General features: G+C 69.2%; 1 protein-coding gene. It reads left to right on the top strand.

Translation table 11 applies throughout. The annotated features are described in order from the left end of the window. Positions 1-504, top strand: a 504-nt coding sequence (locus ABD329_RS48090; RefSeq protein ID WP_344318344.1) for a polyketide synthase dehydratase domain-containing protein, incomplete at both ends; no start/stop codon positions are given.

The raw sequence follows: 504 nt of genomic DNA, 5'->3' as shown, positions 1-504 counted from the left end.
TCGAGGCCAGTCCGCATCCGGTGCTGACCGTCGGCATCCAGGACACCGCCGACGCCACCGACACCGACATCCTCGTCACCGGATCGCTGCGCCGTGACGACGGCGGTCTTGCCTCTTTCCTCACCGCGCTGGCCCGGCTGCATGTCCAAGGTGTCGCGGTGGAGTGGCGGGAGGCGTTCACCGGCCTGGACGCCCACGCCGTGGACTTGCCGACCTACGCCTTTCAGCGTCGGCGCTTCTGGGCGGCCTCCCTGCGGCAGACACCCGGGGCGGCCGAGTTCGACCATCCCCTCTTGGGCGCGGTGGTGCCCTTGCCCGAGTCCGGCGGCGGTCTGCTCACGGGTGTGCTCACGCTGGCCGGACAGCCGTGGCTGGCCGAACACTCGGTGGCCGATGTGGTCTTGTTCCCGGGTACGGGGTTTGTGGAGTTGGTGTTGCAGGCGGGGTTGCGGTGGGGGTGCGGGGTTGTTGAGGAGTTGACTTTGGAGGGGCCGTTGGTGCTTC

Source organism: Streptomyces javensis, from assembly GCF_039525925.1.
Taxonomy (GTDB): Bacteria; Actinomycetota; Actinomycetes; order Streptomycetales; family Streptomycetaceae; genus Streptomyces; species Streptomyces asiaticus.
This window is presented reverse-complemented; position numbering and strand designations above follow the sequence as displayed.